The sequence below is a fragment of the Mesorhizobium sp. BHbdii genome, from assembly GCF_053848045.1.
This window is the reverse complement of sequence record NZ_JBSPKX010000254.1, coordinates 1-424: the sequence shown is the minus strand read 5'-3', so window position 1 is coordinate 424 and position 424 is coordinate 1. Positions and strand designations below refer to the sequence as shown.

General features: G+C 55.9%; 1 protein-coding gene. It reads left to right on the top strand.

Translation table 11 applies throughout. The annotated features are described in order from the left end of the window. Positions 1-424, top strand: a 424-nt coding sequence (locus ACWTU8_RS32900) for a hypothetical protein (RefSeq protein WP_455851386.1), incomplete at both ends; no start/stop codon positions are given.

Genomic DNA, 424 nt, shown 5'->3' with positions numbered 1-424 from the left:
CGACTTGCCGCGCACCATCGATAGTCACGACAAGGATGGCAAGCCTTTAACCGTTGCCACGAAGGATCGAGTGCTTACGGTCGAACCCGCCTGGCGCTACCTGAACGCCACTATCGAAGTCACCAAGGCAGACGCTACCACCGCAGGCTGGTTACTGACCGCCAATTCGTCCCTTGCCCAAGCTAGCGAGCCGATGGACACGGTCGACCTGGCAAAACAGCGATCGAAAATCAAGGATGCCGTCTCAAAACCTGGGAAGAGCACTTGCACGGATGAGGGATCAACCGCGGTGACCCTGGGCAATCTCGAGTTTGGCCCCAACAACGAGCTTGTGAAATTCTTTGTTTCGATCGGCAAATTTACCCAACAGATGGCTGATCGGATCGGCCGCGAGGTAAACACGCAAAAGCTGAAGGAGTGGGTC